The 7,069-nt window shown below is 50.9% G+C and carries 6 protein-coding genes; all 6 read left to right on the top strand.

The window, feature by feature from the left end:
- Positions 1-1,014: 1,014 nt before the first annotated feature.
- Positions 1,015-1,680: a DsbA family oxidoreductase gene (locus CRP01_RS40135; RefSeq protein WP_099155753.1), complete on the top strand. Its 666-nt coding sequence runs from the start codon at positions 1,015-1,017 to the stop codon at positions 1,678-1,680.
- Positions 1,681-1,826: 146 nt separating this feature from the next.
- Positions 1,827-2,939 (top strand): helix-turn-helix domain-containing protein, encoded by a 1,113-nt coding sequence (locus CRP01_RS40140; RefSeq protein WP_099155754.1) that lies wholly within the window; start codon positions 1,827-1,829, stop codon positions 2,937-2,939.
- Positions 2,940-3,048: 109 nt separating this feature from the next.
- Positions 3,049-5,001 (top strand): glycoside hydrolase family 2 TIM barrel-domain containing protein, encoded by a 1,953-nt coding sequence (locus tag CRP01_RS40145; RefSeq protein WP_099155755.1) that lies wholly within the window; start codon positions 3,049-3,051, stop codon positions 4,999-5,001.
- A gap of 239 nt (positions 5,002-5,240) precedes the next feature.
- A complete protein-coding gene (locus tag CRP01_RS40150) occupies positions 5,241-5,924 on the top strand; it encodes a hypothetical protein (RefSeq protein ID WP_099155756.1) in 684 nt (227 codons plus the stop codon).
- A gap of 124 nt (positions 5,925-6,048) precedes the next feature.
- Positions 6,049-6,387 carry a hypothetical protein gene (locus CRP01_RS40155; RefSeq protein ID WP_099155757.1) on the top strand — a complete coding sequence of 113 codons (339 nt, stop codon included), beginning with the start codon at positions 6,049-6,051 and terminating at the stop codon, positions 6,385-6,387.
- A 181-nt stretch (positions 6,388-6,568) separates the two neighbouring features.
- A complete protein-coding gene (locus CRP01_RS40160) occupies positions 6,569-6,943 on the top strand; it encodes a hypothetical protein (protein ID WP_099155758.1) in 375 nt (124 codons plus the stop codon).
- The last annotated feature ends 126 nt before the right edge of the window (positions 6,944-7,069 follow it).

Consider the following 7,069-nt stretch of genomic DNA (forward strand, 5'->3'; position numbering starts at 1 on the left):
ATAGACCGGCTTTAGGGCCTGTAAATCTATCGTTTGCACCGTATTACCCCATTTCAACCGCAAAGATTTTGCCTTTACGGCCCGCAAAGGTAAGGATAATTGGGGATTTTGCAAAGGGACCAAGGAAGAAAATTAGTACATCCGTCGATGGATAAAATTGCGTTTCAGCCGGGATGGGGCTGCTTGGTGCTAAATGGGTCATCACTCAGGCAATCAGACGATTGCAGGGAGAAGCAAGGTGGAGGTGAAACCAGGGGGATTATTAGTTGTTGTAGTAGATGGTTTGGTTGGAGATAGGGCGGTGCTCTGCACCTTGTGCTAACTTGTCAGGTTTTGGTTGGAGATAGGACGGTGCTCTGCATCTTGTGGTAACTTGTCAGTTTTTGGTTGGAGATAGGACGGTGCGCTGCACCTTATGCTAACTTGTCAGGGTCGGGTTGGAGATATGGCGGTGCTCTGCACCTGTCGGTAACTTGTCAGGTTTTGGTTGGAGATAGGGTGGTGCTCTGCACCTTGTGGTAACTTGTCAGGTTTTGGTTGGAGGTAGGACGGTGCTCTGCATCTTGTAGTAACTTGTCGGGTCTGGTTGGAGATAGGACGGTGCTCTGCATCTTGTGCTACATTGTCGGGTTTGGTTGGAGGTAGGACGGTGCTCTGCACCTTATGCTAACTTGTCAGGGTCGGGTTGAAGATAGGGCGGTGCTCTGCACCTTGTGCTAACTTGTCGGGTTTTGGTTGGAGATAGGACGGTGCTCTGCACCTTATGCTAACTTTTCAGATTTGGTTGGAGATATGGTGGTGGTTCCACCCGTTATTAGATCAACGTCCAGGACAGATCAGGCATTCAGGCAATAAAATGCGAATTATTGAGAAACCGAAAAACTCGATGATTTGTGTTCGACAGTTATCATAAAAAAGGTGCAGCGCACCGCCCTATCTCCAGCCCGTAGGGATGGAAGATAAAAAGAGCTACAGCGTAGCGTTCTTTTTGTAGTTAATGCAAACATGTATACCATGGGAAATAAGATAAAAGTTGAGATCTGGAGTGATGTCGTTTGCCCGTTCTGCTATATTGGCAAAAGGAAATTCGAGCGTGCCCTGGATCGTTTCGAACATAAAGATCAGGTAGAGATCGTCTGGAAAAGTTTTCAATTGAATCCGCACCAGGAATATATTCCCGACCAGAATGTATACGAATACCTGGCGGAAGTAAAGGGCCAGTCAGTGGAATGGTCCCGGAAAATGCACGCGTCGGTAGTGCAGACGGCTGCCGGTGTCGGACTGGAATACAATTTCGACCGGGCGAAAGTCACCAATTCTCTGGACGCTCACCGCGTGATCCAGTTGGCCAAAAAGCACCAACTCGGCGGGGCCATGGAAGAACGCCTTTTCCGGGCCTATTTCACCGAAGGGGCGCTGATCAGTGACCACGGTACCCTGGTAAAACTGGCTTCCGAGATCGGCCTGGATGAGCAGGAGGTACGGAGTGCCCTGGAACAAAAGCAATACACCGAAGAAGTGCAGCGGGATATCCACGAATCCCGGCAGATCGGTGTACGTGGCGTACCGTTTTTCGTACTGGATCGCCGTTTGGCCGTTAGCGGGGCGCAGGATCCCGAGGTATTTCTACAGGCGCTGGAGCGGGCTCATACATTGAGTACATCCGAAAATCCGGCCTAGCCGGCCGTTGCTTACGGGTACATTACGGACGGGATGATCCGCCGGGACGGAGAGGGTAAGCGCAAAAAGGGGCAGAGGAAAAGACAAATTGCCTAACTTACCGCCCGTACCAAAATCTACTGATCCGGCGCGATCCGAATGTAAGCATGCTCATCCTTGGCCTCATACAATCCTTTTTCAGTGCGGCAGTCTTCTGGCTTCGGGAACCCCGGCATTTGTCCAACCGGATCCTGTCCCTATGGCTGTTGATCTTTGCGCTGCTCTTTTTGGGCTTTTTGCTGCCCGAAGGTTTGGTGGCCTATATCAAGATCGGTTTCATTCCCTTTTTCATGCTGTCCGGGCCGGCTTTTTATTTCTACGTGCGCAGCCTGGTCGTTCCGGATTTTCACTTCCGGCGCCTGGACTGGTGGCACATCCTGCCGTTTGTACTGGTGTCGGCCTTCCGGCTGGTTTATTTCCCGGAATCGGTTTCTCTGACCACCTTTGATGGATCGAGAGTAAAGATCGTGATCTGGGGTGTGGTCGCATTGATCGTGATCTCGGTGCTCACGTACTGGATCGCCACGGTGATCCTGTTGCTCCGGCACCAGCGAAATATGCTCAACTTTTTCTCCAGCCGTTCCGAAAAGCGTTCCCTCAACTGGGTACCGCTGCTTATGCTGGCGACGCTGTTTAGTCATGTCCTCTTTTTTGCCGGTCCTTTTCTGGGTGATTCTTTCGCGACGGTGCAGTCTATGAATTTCTGGACGCAACAGTTCAACATGGCTATGCTGGGATACCTTTTGCTGGTTTTCGGTTTGATCCAGCCCATCATTTTCGAACGGGAGCGCCGGACGGTTCCGCTCCTGGAGACCGACACCCCGGAACCGGAAAAGTACCAGCACTCCGGTCTTAAGCCCGCTGTGATGGAAGAGCTGGCCGAAAAGATCCTGCGTTACCTGGAGGAAAAGAAGCCATTTGTGCAGCCGGATTACAGTCTGCAGGCGATGATGCAGGACCTGGAATTGTCGCAGCAGAACCTGTCGCAGACCATCAATGAGCATCTGGGCAAAAACTTTTACCAGCTGATCAATGAATACCGGGTGCGGGAATTTCAGCGCCTGCTCCGGCAACCGGAAGCCGACCGGTTTACCCTGCTAAGTCTGGCCTACGAGGCCGGTTTCAATTCCAAGTCTTCCTTCAACCGGGTCTTCAAAGAGATCACCGGAAAGACCCCCACGCAGTACCAACGGGAAAGTTTCTCGCAGGAAAGCCGTTGAAATCCCGTAAATACCCGCCAAATTGGTCCCATTAATACGGTTGGGACGACCCTGATACTGGAAATACCGAAGATTGCAGCAGTTTTAAAATCCTAATCAACAAAATATTATGCAAGCTTCTTTTCCAACTTCCCTGATCGCTTTATTCTGGCTGCTTAGTGTTCTGGCCCCGTTACAGTCGCAGGACATTTTTGAAACCCAGACCGTCGAGGATATTCCCTGTGCACCGCTGATCGGCAATATCGGAGCCCGACACACCCAGTCCCTGAACGGTACCTGGAATGCGCTTATCGATCCATCGGTTTTTTCCCTTAATGATCGCTTTCACTATCTGGAACGCAATTATAAACCGGAGCCTTCGGAACTCGTAGAGGCTAATCTCGAAGACGGTCTGACCCTGCGGGTACCCGGCGACTGGAATACGCAGGATACCCGACTCGTCTTTTACAACGGTAAGGTCTGGTACAAGCGCGATTTCTACGTAAAGAAAAAAGATAATAAGCGGTATTTTCTCCATTTTGGCGCCATTAATTACAAGGCGCAGATCTACGTGAACGGCGAGCATGTGGCCAGTCACACCGGCGGCTACACGTCTTTTAACTGTGAAGTCACGAAAGTATTGAAGGAGGGAGAAAATCTGCTCGTGATCAAAGTGAATAATGCTCTCACCAGTGACGATATTCCTACTACCAGTACGGATTGGATGAATTACGGCGGCATTACCCGGGACGTGGATCTGGTAGAGATGCCCGCTCAATTCATTCGGAACTATAAGATCCAGTTAGCGCCCAAAAGCATAGACCGGATCGAAGGCTGGGTGAACCTGGAGGGAATGCCGACGGGCAGCGTTAACCTGGAAATTCCGGAGCTCAACATCCGGAAGACTTTCCCGGTAACGGATGGACGGGCGCGCGTATCGCTGGATGCGAAGCCGGAATTGTGGTCTCCCGAACAGCCGACCCTCTACACCGTCCGGATCAGCGCCGGACCGGATGCAGTGGAGGACCAGATCGGATTCCGTACCATTGCCGTGGAGGATGGGCAGGTTGTACTGAACGGAAAGCCGGTATTTCTAAAAGGGATCTCCATTCACGAAGAAGCTATCGGCGCCAACGGCCGCGCTTCCAGTGAACGGGAGGCGGCAGAGTTGCTGACCTACGCCAAAGAACTCAACTGCAATTTCGTGCGACTGGCTCACTATACCCACAACGAATACATGGCCCGGCAGGCGGACAAAATGGGCATTCTGGTCTGGTCCGAGATCCCGGTATATTGGAGCGTGAATTTTGCCAGTCCCGCAGTGCTGGAAATGGCCAAGACCCGGATGGATGAAATGATCGCCCGGGACCAGAACCGCGCCAGTATCATCTTCTGGAGTCTGGGGAACGAAACACCGGAATCCGAAGCCAGGAATACCTTTTTCGGCAATCTAAATAAGCACGTGAAAAGCCTGGACGATACCCGCCTGACGACAGCGGCCCTGATCTTTAACGAAGAGATCCAGGCGATGGCCAGGGATTATTATTTTCCGACTCTGGCCGGGAAGGAGTTTGATGTTTGGGACATTGAGATCAATGATCCGCTGGCGGAGATCGTCGACGTAGCGGCTATCAACCAGTACTTCGGCTGGTACTATTCCGGATTTCTGGCGGCTGCCGCCAATCTTCCGCCGTACCAGGCCCGTAAAACTATGCTGGAGAATATTCCGAAGATCCGTTTCCATGTCCGAAACAATAAACCCTTCGTATTTAGTGAGATGGGCGCCGGTGCCAAGCGGGGGAAAACGGCAGACGAAGAGGACCTGGTCGTTTATTCCGAAGAGTACCAGGCGAAAGTGTACCAAAACCAGGTGGAAATGGTAAAACAACAAAGTGGTCTGGTGGGCATGTCACCCTGGATATTGAAAGATTTTCGTTCCTCCATGCGCCTCTATCAGGGCGTACAGGATTACTGGAACCTCAAAGGACTGATCACCGATAACGGCGAACGGAAAAAGGCCTTTTTTGTCCTGCAGGATTTCTACGGTTCCTGGGGGGCGCCTACTGTTGGATTGAAACATTGATATTTTTAAGTCATAGTGGGGGACCGGCAATCGCTTTGTATAGTGATTGCCGGTCCCGTTTTTCCCTGCCTTTCCTCAATTGCCAATAAACGTTCCTTCCTCTTCGGGCTGAATTCCGGCCTGTACTGGCATTTGGTATTGATTTTCGTTATTTTTATAAACAAAGAAGTGGCAGTGAGCCACTGCAAGCGTTTTTACCCAGTACAACTATTTATTACTAAACCTCAAACCAAAACATCATGAGCCCCAGGTATTTATCTTACCTCGTGCTGATCCTGTGTCTGGGATTCAGCAATTGCACCACCATTTTTAACGCAAATTTCAACAGCCAGCCCGTCGGACCTCCGGCGACAGATCCTCCGGGGAACCCATCGGGAGATGCGATGACTTTTTCCAACGGTGTCACCGTAGTGACGCCGAGTCTGATCACGACCAACGCGCTCCAGGTAGAGCGTGTCAATCAGGGAACCTACGTGGAGTTTATCCCCGCGGATCATCAGCTTACACCCAACTACACGGTATTCTTCCGGGGATACGTTCCAACTGCCGGTGATCGATCCCACCTGACCATGACGGTTAAGGGGAACAGTGGCACGGTGGCTTTTCAGTTGCGCATGGCCGGCGGAAAATTCACTTTGATCTCCGGGGACGGAACGGAAGAAGTGGGCAGCTATACGACCGATCAGCTCTATGTATTTTTCCTGACGATGATCGTCGATGCGGGCAGTCCGGAGATCCGTATTTCCGTACTCCAGGGCGGTAGTTCGGTAGTAAACGTCAGCGGAAAGCCCTTCGTGGATGCAGCTTTTAATAGGCTAACCGCCTTTCGCATGGAATATCCCCAGCCACTGTTGGAAGCTTTCCCGGGCATCATCGTCGTGGATGATGTACTGATCACCAAGAAGCGGGAAGTGGATGAATAGCGGTAAGGCGGTACCGCGATGAGCCGGAAGTCCGGAATGCAAGTGTCAGAAAGGTGTTTGTGCAGTCCTTTCGGCATCGGAGCTTTCCTCGCACAAATCTATTACTAAAAATCAATCCTATACCATGAAAACCCATTCTCAGATCACTACGCATCTCAACGATCACGCTCAGCAATACGTTCGGTCCAAAGGTTTTTCTTTTGGGAGCGGAGCGGCCCAGGATATGCAGGGCATGCTCGATACCGGTGCCAATAATATCCTGCATCCGACACCCGAATTCGAGGGTATCTCCCAGGATGAACTTATCGGTATGGCCGATAAAAAATTGGAAGTCTTCATTGACCACATGGTTGCCGCCCGGGAAAAAGTATATCCGGATCCGTCTGCCCACGATCGAGTGGGGGAGGAGACCTACGCCTGGGCGAAAAACCGTCTCTGCCCGATGTGGCCCTTTTGTACTTAGAGCCGATCCAGAACCCGTTTTTGCTGTCGAAAATGACCAGATTTGGGTGCTCACGAAGTCATTTTCGAGTTTCGTAGCAGCGCTACGGAAGGAGGAAATGACGAAATGAGGTTCCATAGATGGTTATTTTAAGACCAAAGGATGGTTTTTGGATAAGCTCTTAATCCTAAATCCAATTATTATGAGCGATCAAAGATTAAAAGCTTTCGATTTTGCATCGGAAAGCACCCGTTTGCTGATCACCCTGTCCACCGGGTTTATCGCGCTGACCATTACCTTTTCCAAGGAATTTATCGGTGATGTTACCCAGGTGCCGATCTGGCCGCTGGCTCTGGCGTGGCTGTTATTCTTCCTGTCCATCATGTTCGGCATTTTAACGATGCTTTCCCTGACCGGTTCGCTTTCGGAAGACGCCACGTCGAAGGAAGCTCCCGGGAAAAAGGGCGGTAAGTTATCCATTTACAGTCCCAACATTACCTACATGTCGATCCTGCAGATCCTGTTCTTTCTGGCGGCGGTGCTGTTCACCGGTATTTTTGGCCTGTTGTCTTTGTAAAATACCTCCTGTGCGCGCCTAACATAGGTTGACACAAAACGAGTGTACATTCCACTCGCTTGATGAATAAAAGTTAGGTTATTTTTTTAAATAACTCCACCGGTCTTTGACATAGCGGAATTTGTT

It is taken from the genome of Flavilitoribacter nigricans DSM 23189 = NBRC 102662, from assembly GCF_002646595.1.
Lineage (GTDB): Bacteria > Bacteroidota > Bacteroidia > Chitinophagales > Saprospiraceae > Flavilitoribacter > Flavilitoribacter nigricans.